Origin of the sequence: Exiguobacterium sp. JMULE1 (assembly GCF_013337175.1) — a bacterium.
In the GTDB taxonomy this organism is placed as follows: Bacteria; Bacillota; Bacilli; order Exiguobacteriales; family Exiguobacteriaceae; genus Exiguobacterium_A; species Exiguobacterium_A indicum.
Map to the genome: position 1 here is coordinate 584,288 of NZ_SGWC01000002.1, position 14,029 is coordinate 598,316.

Below are 14,029 nucleotides of genomic sequence, written 5' to 3' on the forward strand. Positions count from 1 at the left end.
CGATACTTCCTTTCAGAAAATCTGTAGTTTTATATCGATGATGCTCGTTTTTGTTGAATACGATAGGCCAGATAACCAACGAGTGCCACGCCTGCAATCGACCATTGGATGATGGATGAGGATTGCATGAACTGATGGACGGCGAACACTTCGATTAACATGGCTGGAATTTTTCCGATCGTACTCGCAGTCAGGAAAAGTAGGATGGAAATACCACTAGCAGCACTGACGATGTTGACGATGCCAGACGGGACGAACGGTAACAGCCGCAGCAAGATGATCGTCCAAAATGCTTCATGTCCTTGTTGTGCTTGTAGTTTTTGTTGCAAACGAGCGAATCGATCCGGAAGTGGGCGACGAAGGGCATACCGCAGTCCTTTTCGGTAAAGTAGAAACGCACAAACCGCACCTAGGACTTCACCGATGAAAGAGAGCAATGTGCCCATCCATAATCCGAAATAGACGAGATTCGCAGCGGTGACGAACGTACTCGGTAGGACACCAAGTACACTGACGACGACGCCGACTAAGATACTAACGAACGGAGCGAACGGTCCGAAGAGTTCAAAGGTTTGGATGACATGATGTTCCATCATTCGAATCCATCCTCTTCATCCGGAAGAAGCGGTAACTCGATGTGGACAGTCGTTCCTTCTCCAAGAACGGAGTCGAACCGGATTGTCCCATCATGACGATCGATGATGTGTTTCGTGATGGCAAGACCAAGACCGGTTCCGCCATCTTTACGCGTCCGTGATTTATCGACACGGTAAAAACGTTTTGTCAGTCGATCAAGATGCTCTTCCGGAATGCCTTCTCCTTCGTCCCGGATAAGACAATGCGTCCGGTCGCCGATCGTTTCAGTCGATAAGAAAATCTGTTTTCCAGGCGGTGTGTACCGTAAGGCGTTATCGAGTAAATTGCCGAAGACTTGCTCGAGTCGGTCCGTATCGCCTAAGACGATTTGATCCGGGTCGAGATTCATGACGAACGTGACTCCTTTTGACTGGGCGATGGGTTCCATCCGGTAAATGACATCTTCAAGTACTTGACTGAAGACAAGTGGTTGTTTCGACATCGGATAGGAATCGCGTTCAAGTTGAGCGAGATCGAGTAGATCATTGACGAGACGTTGCAGACGTTCCGTTTCCCGCTCGATGATTTGGTAATACTGCGCACGCTTTTCTTCCTCGAGCGAATCATCCTGCATCATCTCCGTATAGCCACGGATGTAGGAGAGTGGTGTCCGCAATTCATGACTGACGTTCGCGAGGAACTCCTTCCGCTGCTCGTCGACTTCTCCGAGCGATTCCGCCATCTTATTTAATGTTTCTGCGAGTTCCCCGATCTCATCGTCCGATTGAATCGGAATCCGATAATCAAAGTCACCTTGTGCATAAACAGTCGAGGCGCGCTTCATGTCGATCAACGGACGGATGATCGTATCGATGATTTGTCGTCCGAAGATGACGAGATTCAAGACGATCAGTCCGATCATGAAGAAGATCATCAGGCGGAGTGGGCGGAATGGTTCACTGATTTGACCGAGTTCTAGATATAAAATCAATGTACCGACCAGTCGATTGTTTTCGATGATCGGAAATCCGGTCATCAAAATGTCCGTTCCTTCAATCGGATGGGTCCGACTGGAGACGACGGTTTCACCGTTTCGAAGTTCTTCGATATCCGCATTCGTCAAAAAGCGCAGTCCAGCTGGATTTTTCTTCAGGAAATCGATAAAGAAGACTTTCGATTCCGTCAACTCATTCGTATAAGTCATTCCATCGTAAAAAGCACCAGATAATCCTTCAGATTCATAAATGTTGATCAGCTTTTCGCCTCGGTTCAATAAGATATCTTCCTGCGTCTGAAGATAGAACCGGTCGTAGAGATAGAACGTCAACAAGACGAATAAAATGGCGGAAAAAACGCTTGTGAACCAAATCGTGATCCAAATCCGGCGCCGGATCGTATAGCGCTTAATCATACTTCCTCGAATTTATAACCGATGCCCCAGACCGTTTGAATCGAGCCACCAGCTTCCCCAAGCTTTAAGCGAAGTGTTTTGATGTGTGTATCGACCGTCCGTAAGTTCCCGATATAATCCGCACCCCAGATTTGATCGAGTAACTGTTCACGAGAAAAGACCTTATCATTGTTTTGAGCGAACAGGTGCAGCAAATCAAATTCCTTACGTGTCAGGCTGACCGGCTTGCCATTGACGTGGACACTCCGACTTTCAGTGTCGAGTTCAAGCATGCCGAGCGTCAGGGTAGCCGATTGATCAACTGTAAAGCGATGAGAACGACGAAGCGTCGCTTCGATGCGAGCAAGCAGTTCTCGAGGGCTGAATGGTTTTGTAATATAGTCATCAGCTCCGATTTTCAGCCCGTGAATGCGATCGAGTTCATCCGAACGTGCCGTCAGCATGATGATCGGAACGTTTGAGAACTCACGGATGCGCATACATGCTGTCAAGCCGTCCATTTCCGGCATCATGACATCGAGTAGAACGAGATGGAATGTATTTTGTTGAATGAGATGGATTGCTTCTTGTCCGTTAGAAGCTGTCATCGTCGTGTAGTGTTCTTTTTCAAGATTCGAGACGAGAAGATCACGCATTTGTGCTTCATCATCTACTACGAGAATGTTAAACGATTCTGGCATTAGTCTTCGCTCCATTTCCTGTAGAAGAAAGTGTTTCCTCCATAAAGATGAGTTTTCTTATTTATCATACCATTTCAAACTTTAGAAGCGCATGCGTGGACACAAAAAAGCATGAGAGACAAGGCTCTCATGCTTCGAGTTGTTGGTGATCGTATAGTGTTTCGAGTTCCCGACCATGAATGTACATGTGGAAACTAGATTTTGAGACTTCATATAGCGTGAACTGTGTCTCACCGGCATTCAATTGCTCAAGAAGCGCAGGGCGCAACTCATCCGCACAGAACGCATACGGCAATTTTTCAGATGCTTTTTGTGACCGAATATTGCTTTTGCGAATTTTCATGAAGACACTCTCATATCCAAGCTCGAAGAACAGCTCAGAGAAGAAGGCTTCTTTCGCTAAATGATTGTATCCTTTACCATGATACGGTTTACCTAACCATGTACCGAGAAACCCATATTGTCCTTCGATATCGAGTAAACTAATCGTACCAATCGGTTGATCGAATTCATCTAGGATGGTACGTGATACGATTTCACCACGTTCTTCCTCTTCGATTGCCTGCTTTGTAGTAAACAGAAATTCATCAAAGTACCGTGTTTTTTGGCGGACGTACGGATATACGTCTTGATGCTGCATCAGTTCGAACAAATCAGCGCAGTCGCTCAGCTCCCGTTGCTTGAGCATACTTCCATTCCTCCTTTTAGGACCGCAAGAATGATTGTCGAAAGCTACCTGTCTGACTCGTTTGAACCGCGCATGGTATGCCTTCTTCAGTTGTCGGATAAGATAATATTACCTTCTTTTTTTAAAATTGCAAGAAAATAATTTTTGTGAAAAAAGATACAAAAACAAGATGTTTTCCGTAAGCGTCTAAAACCCCCGAAAGGTGCAAAAAACACCTGGCGGGGGTGGGGTTAAGTCAAGTTCAGTTGAGCGTGTTCAAAAATGATTTTTCCGTCAATCATCGTCATGAGCGGCTTCGCTAAATAGTCGAGTGGGAAGTGACTCCATAGGACGAGATCCGCGTCTTTTCCGACCTCGATCGATCCGACGCGATCGTCCACACCGAGCGAGCGGGCTGGATGAATCGTGATCGCGCGCAAGGCGACATCGACCGGTAGACCTTCTCGTGCAGCTAGACCGGCACAGAGATTCAAGTACTGGACAGGGGTGTACGGATGATCGGTCGTAATGGAGATTTCAAGACCATGCTCATGAAGAATTCGATACGTTTCCCATGTCTTATTCTTCAGTTCGATTTTAGACTTTCGCGTGAAGGTTGGTCCGACCGTCACTTTTTCAATCGGTAATTGTTCCATCTCTTTTGCGACGAGATGACCTTCCGTACAATGTTCGATACGTAAATCGAGATCGAACTCTTCCGCAAAACGAATGGCGGAAAGGATATCATCTGCTCGGTGCGCATGTACACGAAGCGGCATTTTATGATCAAGGACCCGTTTGATCATCTGATGGGCGAACGTTTCGGAAACTCGTTGTGTCCGAACTTCAAGAAAGGCTTCGCGCAACATCCCCATGATGCCCATCCGTGTCAGTTCACCGGCGCGACCAGCACTATGGACACGCTTTGGGTTTTCACCGAGCGCCACCTTCAGACCCGCGTACTTTCGAAGAATCATATCATCAATGAACCGTCCATGCGTCTTGATGACACTCGTGACACCACCGATGATGTTCATGCTACCGGGCATGACTTGAACGGTCGTAATCCCGTGCTCGACGGCTTCCTTAAATCCTTCATCAAGTGGGTACACTCCATCAATGGCACGCAGATGAGGAGTCATCGCAAAAATCGTCTCATTCGCATCATTTCCGACGGTTCCGGTACCTTCGTCATATAATCCGAGATGTGTATGGGCATCGATGAAACCGGGTAATAAAAAGTGACCTTCTGCTTCAATGACTTGATCGTTTTCTAAGTGATCCAGTAATTCACCGATTTCAATGATTTTCCCATCACGAATGCGGATGTCCCCGTAAAAACTGTCCGAAGTAATCGGATAGATATGTGCGTTTCGAATTAAGATATCCAAGTATCGTCCACCCCTGTACTAGTTTGAATGCTCGATTGCTCGCAATGCATCCTTTAGTTCAGCATACCGAAACTTGTATCCGTTTTCGAGCGCTTTTTTCGGAACGACACGAGCTCCTTCTAGTACAATCGTACTCTTTTCACCGAGTGCGAGTTCTAACGCGAAGCGTGGCGCCGGGAGCCAGTGTGGGCGATGTAAGACTTTTCCGATCGTCTGACCGAAACGCCGCATCGTCTCCGGATGAGGAGCAGTGATGTTCAGCGGTCCTTCGACTGTCGGGGTCTCAAGTGCGAATACGAATAAATCGACTAAATCATCGATGTGGACCCAGGAGACCCACTGTTTTCCGTCGCCCATCGTCCCACCACCAAACAAGACATAGGGCAGGCGCATTAATGGGTAAGCGCCACCGGCTTTCGTTAGGACGACACCGATTCGTGGATGGACGAGTCGAATGCCAGCGTCGGCAATCGGACGGGCAAGATCTTCCCACGCGACACAGACATGACTTAAGAAGTCAGCGGTCGGTGGAAGGGGGTGATCTTCAGAGAAGGTTTGATGCCGATCTTGTCCGTAAATGCCAACCGCAGAAGCAGACAATACGACATTTGGCTTTTGATCGAGTGCTTCAACGATTCGAACGAGCTCCTTCGTCGTGCTGACGCGACTGTCGAGAATGACGCGTTTGCGTTCATCTGTCCAACGTCCGTCGTTGATCGAAGCACCAGCCAGATGAATAAATGCATCAACGCCCTCTAAGTGCTGTTCCGGTTTTGCGTCTTCTGTCATCCACTTGATATATGTGACATGCGCGTCATTTGCTTTCGGATGACGCGTTAAGATAAAGATATGATGTCCTTGCTCGAGTAAACGCTTCGTCAAGGCTTGACCAATCATACCGGTTCCACCGGTAATCGCAATGTTCATGTAATCCATCCTCCCTGAAATAAGTAAAAGTAGCTTCTTTCCATTTGTTCCCGTTCCATGGTTTCACTCAAACATAGACCTGCCTGTTCATGATATCGTAGAACTACCGAATCAGGTTAGGGGAGGGAACGACATGAAGATCAAACGGATCTCGACGCAGAAAAAGAACAGCGAACGATTCAACATCTATGTCGAGCGTGATGGCAAAGAGGAATATGCCTTTGCCGTAGACGTCGATATCTTAATTAAATACAATCTACAACGCGATAAGGAACTCGATGACGATTTCGTCAAGGAAGTGTTGACGGCTGAAGAACAGCAAAAAGCGTATCGTCTCTCGTTGAATCATTTATCGTACCGCATGCGGGCGACGAGTGAAGTCGTCGCCTATTTAACAGAGAAAGAGACACCGGAGCATGCGATCAAACATGCAATCGAGCGATTGACGGAGCAGCGCTATCTGGATGATCAACAGTTCGCACTTGCTTATACGGCAACGAAAAAAGCGACGACACCTCAAGGACCGGGACGGATTCGACGCGACCTTGAGGCATTGAAGATACCGAAGACGGCGATCGATGAAGCGATCGTGACGTTTACGGATGAAGAGGAATACGAAAAAGTCCTGAAGTTTTTGCGGCAAAAGCAAAAAGAGCTGCAACGGCGTTCCGTGCGGGAACTGACACAAAAGTTACAGATGACGCTCATGCAACGCGGATTCTCGTCCGACTTGATCAAGGCGGGCATCGAAGAGGTGTTTCGAGCTGAAGAAGGGGACGAAGAAGAACAAGCGGCCCTTTATCAAGCACGCAAGTATTATCCGAAATACCGGCAACTTGAACCGTTCGAACGCGAACAGAAAGTGAAACAAGCGCTCGTCCGAAAAGGATTTCCATACGGTCTAGCGGCTCAAGTCCTCGAACAAGTCAAAGAAGAAGAGGCGGAATAATAAAAGCAAGACGAAAAATTGACAATTATCCGACAATTGTGCTATTCTACGCACAGACTAAGAAAAGGAGGAACCGTCCTATGAAAAAGCCAATTGGTTTCACTCATATCCAACAGCTGAATACGACGGAGACTCTTGAGCACGTATAAGTAATTCATTTCATGTGCGAGCAAGGGGATTCGTCTCCCGAGCGCGCAGACGAACAAGAATGCATCATGCCCATTTCAAGGCATACTGATTCTCGGACTGCATCCGGAAATCCGTATGCCTTTTTGCGTGCTCGGAAAAAGTACTTCATTTCACAGTAAAGGGGGGACCCTCATGCGTTTATTTCGGCAATTGAGTTGGTTTCTAAAAGAACACAAATCATCGTATCTCGTAGCAGTCGTCTTATTGATCATCACCGGCTTCATCGATTTAACGCCGCCATGGCTGATCGGTAAGGTCATCGACGGATTGCGGTCGGGATCGATGGACCAGGCGACGCTCTTGCAATACGTCATCGGATTAACAGTCATTTCCATCGTTTCCTTCATCTTGACGTATCTGTGGTTAGCGAAATTATTCGGAACGGCATTTTTATTAGAACGGACACTTCGGAGTCGCTTTTTTACGCACTTATTGAAACTGACGCCGACGTTCTACCAAAAGAATCGGACGGGAGACTTGATGGCGCTCGCGACGAACGACTTGAAGGCGGTCGAGCGGACAGCTGGATTTGGTGTCTTGACGCTCGTCGACTCGTTGAACATGACGGCAATCACGCTCGTCGTCATGGGGGTGGCGATCGATTGGAAGCTGACGCTCGCTGCCTTGTTACCGATGCCACTTCTCGCCTACGCGATGAATAAGCTCGGAAGTCAAATTCACGGACGCTTCATCACTGCCCAGGATTCGTTCGGAACGATGAATGACCAGGTCGTCGAGTCGATTTCCGGACTGCGTGTCATCCGCTCGTTCGTACAAGAACCGGTCGATGTTAAACGGTTCGACGATGTCACGACGGATGTCTTTGAGAAAAACATGCACGTCGCAAAAATCGATGTCTTATTTGAACCGATCATCAAGCTGCTCGTCGGCTTCAGTTACTTGATCGGCTTATCGTTCGGGACATATCTCGTCTTTACGAACGACATCACGCTCGGACAATTGGTCGCCTTTAACATCTATCTCGGGATGCTGATCTGGCCGATGTACGCCTTTGGTGAATTGATCAATGTCATCCAGCGCGGAACAGCGAGTCTTGACCGCTTAGAAGCAACGATGCGAGTCAAACCGTTGATTGCTTCGACACCGCGGGAACACGTCGAACATCCCAAGCGGATCGAGATGAACGATTTGACGTTCACGTATCCAGAGACAGCCCATCCGGTCTTGCGAGATTTGAATATGACGATCAAACAAGGAACAACGATCGGTATCGTCGGACCAACGGGATCCGGGAAAACGACGTTCTTGCGTCAATTCTTACGTGAGTATCCAATCGGACGGGATATGCTGACGGTCAACGGCGTACCGTATGAAGATGTTGCGCTAGAGACGGTTCGCGGATGGACCGGTTACGTCTCACAAGAACATTTATTATTCTCAAAATCCGTTCGGGACAATATTCTATTCGGTGCAGGTAAAGCGACAGAAGAAGAATTGCAGGAAGCGATTCGTCTCGCATCGTTTGAAAAAGATATCGAAACGCTGGAACAAGGACTTGAGACGATGGTTGGTGAACGTGGCGTCACGTTGTCGGGAGGACAAAAGCAACGTCTCTCGATCGCGCGGGCGATGTTAAAAAAACCAGAGTTGCTGTTGCTTGATGATTCACTATCAGCGGTAGACGCGAAAACGGAATCACATATCATTGATTCGATTCGATCGAATCGCCACCAATCCACGACATTGATTGTTGCCCATCGTTTATCGGCAGTAGCACATGCGGACGAAATCATCGTCTTGCAAGACGGAATGATTTCTGAACGAGGAACACATGACAGCCTGATGGCACAAAATGGCTGGTACGCTCAACAATTCGAGCGACAAAGTGAAGAAATGTAAGGAGGTGCCTCTGCATGAATGAATTAGAATTATACCAACTCGATCCGGCACGTCGGAAGACGACGATCCGTTCGTTGATCCGCTATGCGATGCATGAGAAACAAGCGATTTTCTTAGGGTTGTTTCTACTCGTACTGGCAGTCGGAGCGGAATTGACAGGTCCGTATATTGCCAAAGTCATCATTGATGAACATATCGTGGCAATTGAGAAGGACTGGGTCGAAGTTAAAGCGGACGGAGCGGTCACATATGACGGTCGTCAGTTCGCCAAAGCACAAGACGTCTCGAAAAGTCAGATCGTTCAGTCCGTCTCGATCGTTCAAACGACCAACGGCTACTTTTTCGTACCGAAACAAGTCGTCAGTGGAGGAGAGCGGAAAATCAGTGGAAATACGATGACGGTCACGCGTGGAGACGACGTCTACACGTATGATAATATTCAAAAACTGACACAAGGACAGGTCTATGATTTTTATTCAAAAGACTTAAAAGCAATCGGCTGGTTGTCCTTGATCTACGTCCTTTTGCTGCTAGTAGCAGCTGGTTTGAACTGGATTCAGCAAATCTTGCTCCAGCGATCTGCTCATAAAATCATTAAACGGATGCGTCTTGATGTCTTTACGCATCTGCAACGGTTACCGGTTCGTTATTTCGACCAGACACCGATCGGGAAAATTGTCAGTCGCGTCACGAATGATACGGAAACGATTCGCGATCTATATCTCGGTGTTCTCGCCCGGGTCTTCTCGGGGATCATCACGATGGCGGGGATTCTCGTTGCGATGTTCTTCCTCGATTATCGATTAGGACTAGTCTCGCTGATCATCATTCCGATCGTCTATTTCTGGATTCAGCTGTTCCAGAAACTCGCGACGAAAAACAACTTCAAGGTCCGCTCCCTCGTTGCCGACATGAATGGTCAACTGAATGAGAACATCCAGACGATGCCGATCATTCAGGCTTATGCACGTGAGAAGGAAGTCCTTGCTGAATTCGAACAAAAGAACGAAGAGAACTATCAGACACGGGCAAAGTTGTTACGACTTGATGCCCTGATGTCCCACAACTTATCCTACTTTTTGAAAAACTTGACGCTCGCCTTGTTGATTTGGGTCGTCGGTGGAAAAAGTCTGACGAACGGCTCGTTTTTATCGCTCGGGATCTTATATGCGTATATCGATTACGTGTCCCGTTTATTCGAACCCGTCACCCAAATTATGAATCAGCTGTCCCCGCTACAACAAGCACTCGTGTCAGCGGACCGAATGTTCCAGTTGCTCGACGAAAAGGGAGAGCCGGTCGAACAAGGTCGTGTTGCTCGGTTTAAAGGAGCGGTGTCCTTCAAGGACGTCGAATTTAGTTATGAAGCGGGAAATCCCGTATTACGTGAGATTCAAATTGATGCTCGTCCTGGCGCGACGATTGCCCTCGTCGGACACACGGGCAGTGGGAAAAGTTCGATCATGAACTTGCTGATGCGTTTCTATGATCCGTCAAAAGGACAGTTGTTGATTGACGGACAGGACGTGACGACTTTACCGAAACAAGCGGTCCGTGAGCATATGGGGATCGTCCTACAGGATCCGTTCCTCTTCACAGGAACGATTCGCTCGAACATCACACTCGGCAATCCTGATATTTCCGAAGAACGAGTACGACAAGCGATTGAAGCTGTCGGTGCGGATCGGTTCATTGATCGTTTACCGAACGGGCTCGATGAACCAGTCATCGAAAAAGGTGCCACGTTATCAGCGGGGGAACGGCAGTTGATCAGTTTTGCCCGTGCGCTAGCGTTCGACCCTGCGATCCTAGTTCTTGACGAAGCGACAGCGAGCGTTGACTCGGAAACGGAAGCGGTCATTCAGGATGCTTTGCTGACGTTAACGAAAGGGCGGACGACGTTCATCATCGCCCACCGCTTGTCGACGATCAAGGATGCGGATGAGATTCTTGTTCTCGATCATGGTCGGATCGTCGAGCGAGGATCCCATGATGTGCTCCTTGCAACGTCCGGGATTTATGCGAAAATGTATGCGTTACAAAGTAAACGGAATCTTGAATTGAAATCAAGCTAATCCATCCAGTTTCTCCTCCTTTTCGTTTATACTGAAAAACGAAGAGGGGGAGTTTTTGTAATGGAGACACGGATGAGTCAATTATCGAAATACGAGCTTGAGATGTTGATCACGAAATTAAGTGAACAAAAACGAAAAGCGGAGCAACACGGGAACGTCAGTGAAGTGGAAGTCGTGACGCGAAAAATCGCCATTGCGAAAAGTTATTTGATCGATCCGGCACGATTCGAACGGGGAGCCTTTTACCGAATCGAAGGAGAAGAGGCACGATTTGAGTTACACTTCGTCAATGGCGTCATGGGCTGGGGACATTTTGAAGGAACCGCTCAGGAAGTCGCGATTCCGCTCGCGTTATTCACAGGAGAGGGAGAACAGACATGACGAATCGAGAACAAGCCCTTCAGCAACTGGCTGAAGAATTATTGCAAGTGAATGAAGTATTAACCCCGGAAGAAGCACTGACGTGGGTCGAAGTGCTGTGGGAAGATTTCGAAGCGACACTCGCGCGCGCAGGTGAGAAATATCAAGGTGAAGCCGTCGCGGTTCATTTCGTCGAGCAACAGATCAAACAGCACGGGGCAATGTTACACCGATTTAATACGACGAACGAAAAATTCAAACATTTGATGACAGGTCGAAACGTCGAATGAAAAAAAAGCTCCGCACATCGGGATTTCCGTTGCGCGGAGCTTTGTCTTTATAATGCAGGGATGAACAGTTTTTTCTGCAAGGTCCGTTCGCTGAACACCCAGCCGGTATAGGAGCTGACGATTTCTTGTGTGGCAGCGTCGATTCTGACGACGGCAACGAATGGATATACTTCCTTCGTGAAGTAACGCAGGTTGGTGAAGCGGTATTCGACAATGCCATCCTTTCGTGAGACCGTATACGTATGAATCTTCGAAAACTCAAGAAACGCTTGCAAGTCCGCGTTTTGTTTGACGATTTCGTACAAGGCGTCACCGTGTGGTTCGTCCTTGATCCGGAAGTTTCCGCATTCGACGACGGTTCCACTGTTAATCTTAACGACGGAATACTCATCGCGTAAACGTGCCGCGACATGCCACTCATCCCATTTCATGCCAGGGGAGATGAACAGTTTATGCGCGCCGCGATAATAGCGGGCTGCGGTCGCGAGGGCATCGTTTCGTAACTTGAATTGAACAGCGTAGTAGATAATGACGATGGCGATTAAAATCGGGAAGATGACGATCGTCGCTCTCGTTAGTAGCCAAATCCCGAACGCGGCATAATACATTGTGAACAGATATGGATCAAATGTATTGATGACACCCCAACCGATCCAGGATTGTTTGAACGGGTGTAAGGCTTGTGTTCCGTAAGCGTTAAACAGATCGACGAAGACATGAAGAGCGACAGCGATCTGCGCCATCAGCCATAATGAAGTCGGAGGTACACCGAATAACGTGCCGATGACGATTGAAAGTAATAACGGCCAGGCGAGCAAAGCAATCAACCCGTGCGATTTTCCGCGGTGTTGACGCAAGTAGGCGCTGTTTCCTTTAAACTTAAAGACAGTATCGAAGTCCGGTGCGTGTGAACCGACGAGCGCCGTCGTCGTCACGGCAGCAAACATCGTCGTGCTCGCTGCGACGTCAGGGTGTAGCGTCGAGATGGCGGCGAGACAAAGTCCCATGCCGATATGCGTACCAGTATCCAATGCGAATTCGCTCCTTCTATAAAATCGTGATGGTGAATCCATCGAGGTTCTGCCGAGTAATTTTTAATAAATATATCGTATCCAAGAGAAAAGAGGTAACCTTTTGACTGTCGTTCAAGAATATTTCACAAACTTTAATAAAACACAATTTACCACAGAACTGATTGCCTGGTTCCTTCGTGAACAGCGGGATCTCCCGTGGCGAAGAACCAAAAACCCATATCATATCTGGATTAGTGAGATCATGCTTCAACAAACACGCGTCGATACAGTCATTCCGTATTACGAGCGCTTTACGAAACGTTTTCCGACACCGCATGATTTGGCAGAAGCGGATCAAAGTGAAGTTCTGAAGCACTGGGAGGGCTTAGGGTACTATTCCCGTGTCAAGAATCTTCAAATCGCGGTTCAGGAAGTTGTTGAAAAATATGATGGAATCGTTCCGGACGAAAAGGAATTGTTCAGTCAGCTGAAGGGCGTCGGTCCGTATACGACAGGAGCGGTTCTATCGATTGCTTATGGGCAAGCAGAACCAGCTGTAGACGGAAATGTGATGCGCGTCCTCTCGCGTGTACTTGGGATTTATGAAGACATTGCTGCACCGAAGACACGGAAATTGTTTGAGGCGGCGGTACATCAATTGATTGATCCGGCTGACCCGTCCAGCTTCAATCAAGGTTTGATGGAACTCGGTGCGATGGTCTGTACACCGAAGTCTCCGATGTGTGGACTCTGTCCTGTTCAAGACGTTTGTTTTGCATATGATCGAAATGCACAGGAAGAACTACCTGTGAAGACGAAGAAAGGGAAGACGCAAATTATTCCGTATGATGCTCTCGTCTATGAAACGAACGGAAAAATCGCAATTGAACAACGAGCAGAAACAGGTTTGCTCGCAGGGATGTGGCAATACCCACTTCGAGAAGCAGAAGAAGATCGTAATGGGACGCTTGTCGGGCACGTTCGACATATCTTCTCACACCGGATTTGGGAAATTGCCGTCTATCGCGTGACGGAACAGCCGGACCAGACGGTACTAGTTGATCAGGAAACGTATGCGACGCATCCGGTATCTGTCGCGCAAATGAAGATTGATCGACTATTAAAGGGGGAAATCTAATGCATACTTTTCGTTTTGAGACACGTGTCGATACATCAAAGGAGCAAGCGTGGGATTTTTTAAGTGACGCCAAGGCCTTAAGTCGATTGACAGTATTTCCGCAAGTGAAGACGTCGGGTGATACGCGGACGCGAGCAGGAAATACGATTCGTCTGCGCGTTGGTGTTCCTCCACTATTTGTCTCGTGGACGTCTTGGATTCCTTTCGTAGAAGAATATGTCTTCGTCGATGTCGGTACAAAAGTGCCGTATCCATTCCGGGCATGGTGCCACGTGCACCGAGTCGAAGAACGTGAATCTGGCGTCTATTTCGTGGATGAAGTGACGTACGCATCCTTCTTGCCAGCCTTCGTCATTGAAGCATTCATCTTGAAACCGATGTTCAAACAACGAAAAAATGCGATTTTGAATCACTTTCAAGCCTGAATTCCGTCATTTTTCTGAAAAAATACCCTTTCGTTTTTCATGCGTTCTGAAAATGGGTATAATAAGCACGAGAGTATA

Annotated in this window: 14 protein-coding genes; 7 read left to right on the forward strand and 7 right to left on the reverse strand. The window is 47.8% G+C overall.

What is annotated here, in order from left to right:
* Positions 1-29 precede the first annotated feature (29 nt).
* The 6 genes from EXW93_RS03170 to EXW93_RS03195 form a co-directional block, all read right to left on the reverse strand.
* Complete coding sequence (locus EXW93_RS03170; protein WP_023467297.1) at positions 30-596, reverse strand: TVP38/TMEM64 family protein; 567 nt, start codon at positions 594-596, stop codon at positions 30-32.
* Positions 593-1,987 (reverse strand): sensor histidine kinase, encoded by a 1,395-nt coding sequence (locus EXW93_RS03175; RefSeq protein ID WP_023467298.1) that lies wholly within the window; start codon positions 1,985-1,987, stop codon positions 593-595. Before EXW93_RS03175 ends, EXW93_RS03170 begins: the two co-directional genes overlap by 4 nt.
* Entirely contained in the window at positions 1,984-2,667 is a 684-nt protein-coding gene (locus tag EXW93_RS03180) for a response regulator transcription factor (protein WP_023467299.1), read from the reverse strand. The genes EXW93_RS03175 and EXW93_RS03180 overlap by 4 nt, the downstream gene beginning before the upstream one ends.
* Before the next feature lie 127 nt (positions 2,668-2,794).
* Positions 2,795-3,355, reverse strand: coding sequence for a GNAT family N-acetyltransferase (locus tag EXW93_RS03185; protein ID WP_174316029.1), 561 nt, complete (start codon positions 3,353-3,355; stop codon positions 2,795-2,797).
* A gap of 230 nt (positions 3,356-3,585) precedes the next feature.
* A complete protein-coding gene (locus EXW93_RS03190; protein ID WP_023467301.1) occupies positions 3,586-4,725 on the reverse strand; it encodes an amidohydrolase in 1,140 nt (379 codons plus the stop codon).
* An 18-nt stretch (positions 4,726-4,743) separates the two neighbouring features.
* On the reverse strand, positions 4,744-5,652 hold the full coding sequence (locus EXW93_RS03195) for a TIGR01777 family oxidoreductase (protein ID WP_023467302.1): 909 nt from the start codon (positions 5,650-5,652) through the stop codon (positions 4,744-4,746).
* A gap of 133 nt (positions 5,653-5,785) precedes the next feature.
* Here EXW93_RS03195 and EXW93_RS03200 point away from each other — a divergent pair, with 133 nt between their 5' ends.
* The 5 genes from EXW93_RS03200 to EXW93_RS03220 all read left to right on the forward strand — a co-directional run bounded on the left by EXW93_RS03200 (position 5,786) and on the right by EXW93_RS03220 (position 11,375).
* Entirely contained in the window at positions 5,786-6,601 is an 816-nt protein-coding gene (locus EXW93_RS03200) for a RecX family transcriptional regulator (RefSeq protein WP_058265788.1), read from the forward strand.
* A gap of 321 nt (positions 6,602-6,922) precedes the next feature.
* Positions 6,923-8,650, forward strand: a complete 1,728-nt coding sequence (locus EXW93_RS03205) for an ABC transporter ATP-binding protein (protein ID WP_174316030.1) — start codon at positions 6,923-6,925, stop codon at positions 8,648-8,650.
* A 14-nt stretch (positions 8,651-8,664) separates the two neighbouring features.
* The gene (locus EXW93_RS03210; protein WP_174316031.1) at positions 8,665-10,725 is read left to right on the forward strand and encodes an ABC transporter ATP-binding protein; all 2,061 of its coding nucleotides are present in this window, start codon (positions 8,665-8,667) and stop codon (positions 10,723-10,725) included.
* Between the two features lie 60 nt (positions 10,726-10,785).
* Positions 10,786-11,106: a DUF1811 family protein gene (locus EXW93_RS03215; RefSeq protein ID WP_023467306.1), complete on the forward strand. Its 321-nt coding sequence runs from the start codon at positions 10,786-10,788 to the stop codon at positions 11,104-11,106.
* Positions 11,103-11,375: a YfhJ family protein gene (locus tag EXW93_RS03220; RefSeq protein WP_023467307.1), complete on the forward strand. Its 273-nt coding sequence runs from the start codon at positions 11,103-11,105 to the stop codon at positions 11,373-11,375. The genes EXW93_RS03215 and EXW93_RS03220 overlap by 4 nt, the downstream gene beginning before the upstream one ends.
* Before the next feature lie 47 nt (positions 11,376-11,422).
* Here the strand turns inward: EXW93_RS03220 and EXW93_RS03225 are convergent, their stop codons facing one another.
* Complete coding sequence (locus EXW93_RS03225) at positions 11,423-12,406, reverse strand: metal-dependent hydrolase (protein ID WP_058265791.1); 984 nt, start codon at positions 12,404-12,406, stop codon at positions 11,423-11,425.
* Between the two features lie 103 nt (positions 12,407-12,509).
* On the opposite strand from EXW93_RS03225, the gene mutY reads away from it, so the two are divergent.
* Both mutY and EXW93_RS03235 read left to right on the forward strand, forming a co-directional pair.
* The gene (gene mutY / locus EXW93_RS03230) at positions 12,510-13,526 is read left to right on the forward strand and encodes an A/G-specific adenine glycosylase (protein ID WP_023467309.1); all 1,017 of its coding nucleotides are present in this window, start codon (positions 12,510-12,512) and stop codon (positions 13,524-13,526) included.
* Positions 13,526-13,951: an SRPBCC family protein gene (locus EXW93_RS03235; RefSeq protein WP_023467310.1), complete on the forward strand. Its 426-nt coding sequence runs from the start codon at positions 13,526-13,528 to the stop codon at positions 13,949-13,951. The genes mutY and EXW93_RS03235 overlap by 1 nt, the downstream gene beginning before the upstream one ends.
* Positions 13,952-14,029: the final 78 nt, after the last annotated feature.

Bases quoted from the DNA above. Each gene is read 5' to 3' on its own strand.
- EXW93_RS03170 (WP_023467297.1), bottom strand. From the start codon at position 596: ATGATGGAACATCATGTCATCCAAACCTTTGAACTCTTCGGACCGTTC.
- EXW93_RS03205 (WP_174316030.1), top strand. From the start codon at position 6,923: ATGCGTTTATTTCGGCAATTGAGTTGGTTTCTAAAAGAACACAAATCA.
- EXW93_RS03235 (WP_023467310.1), top strand. From the start codon at position 13,526: ATGCATACTTTTCGTTTTGAGACACGTGTCGATACATCAAAGGAGCAA.
- EXW93_RS03185 (WP_174316029.1), bottom strand. From the start codon at position 3,355: ATGCTCAAGCAACGGGAGCTGAGCGACTGCGCTGATTTGTTCGAACTG.
- EXW93_RS03180 (WP_023467299.1), bottom strand. From the start codon at position 2,667: ATGCCAGAATCGTTTAACATTCTCGTAGTAGATGATGAAGCACAAATG.
- EXW93_RS03220 (WP_023467307.1), top strand. From the start codon at position 11,103: ATGACGAATCGAGAACAAGCCCTTCAGCAACTGGCTGAAGAATTATTG.
- EXW93_RS03215 (WP_023467306.1), top strand. From the start codon at position 10,786: ATGGAGACACGGATGAGTCAATTATCGAAATACGAGCTTGAGATGTTG.
- EXW93_RS03200 (WP_058265788.1), top strand. From the start codon at position 5,786: ATGAAGATCAAACGGATCTCGACGCAGAAAAAGAACAGCGAACGATTC.
- EXW93_RS03195 (WP_023467302.1), bottom strand. From the start codon at position 5,652: ATGAACATTGCGATTACCGGTGGAACCGGTATGATTGGTCAAGCCTTG.
- EXW93_RS03175 (WP_023467298.1), bottom strand. From the start codon at position 1,987: ATGATTAAGCGCTATACGATCCGGCGCCGGATTTGGATCACGATTTGG.
- EXW93_RS03210 (WP_174316031.1), top strand. From the start codon at position 8,665: ATGAATGAATTAGAATTATACCAACTCGATCCGGCACGTCGGAAGACG.